The sequence below is a fragment of the Vibrio sp. 1402 genome, from assembly GCF_033340275.1.
Genome location: NZ_JAWOWE010000183.1, coordinates 1 through 786 on the forward strand (window position 1 = coordinate 1; position 786 = coordinate 786).

Here is a 786-nt window from a genome sequence, read left to right on the forward strand (position 1 = left end):
TTCTACGACCGATTGCAAGCGATGACGACCATTCGCCTTTTCGACCGTACAAAGTCAGAAACTGAGACCCTAAAAGGGGCATCAGAGGTATTTCGTACCCGCACGATGGATGTACTAAAAATCGCATTCCTTTCTTCTGCGGTACTGGAGTTCTTCACTTCTATTTCTATCGCTATTACTGCGGTTTACTTCGGCTTCAGTTACATCGGTGAATTGAACTTTGGTTACTACGGTACTGGCGTCACCTTATTTGCTCGCCTGTTCATCCTGATTTTAGCTCCTGAGTTTTACCAACCACTTCGAGATCTCGGTACTTTCTATCACGCGAAGCAACAAGCGGTGGGCGCTGCCGAAAGTATTGTCGAGTTTCTTGAACTAGAGGTCGATCAAGTGAAAGATGGAACTCAATCTCTTGAACAGAACACACCAATTCAAATCGAAGCTCAAGATTTGGTTGTTTTCAGCCCTGAAGGCAAACAATTGGCCGGCCCTCTGTCATTTTCATTGGAAGCCAATCAAAGCACTGCGCTTGTTGGCCCAAGTGGCGCAGGTAAAACCAGTTTGGTTAATACCATTCTTGGCTTTATGCCATACAAGGGCAGTTTGAAAATTAACGGCTGCGAGTTGTCTCAACTTGATCTATCGACTTGGCGCGAAGCTGTCAGCTGGATAGGCCAAAACCCAATGTTATTGCACGGCAGCATTCGTGATAACGTCACGCTTGGTAAACACGATATTCCAGACACACAAGTGAATACAGTGCTCAACGATTCTTACGCAGCAGAG

Annotated in this window: 1 protein-coding gene; it reads left to right on the forward strand. The window is 45.9% G+C overall.

Features of this window, described 5'->3' with window-relative positions:
- A partial coding sequence (locus R7044_RS24955; RefSeq protein WP_225455967.1) for an ATP-binding cassette domain-containing protein occupies nt 1–786 on the forward strand: 786 nt, incomplete at both ends.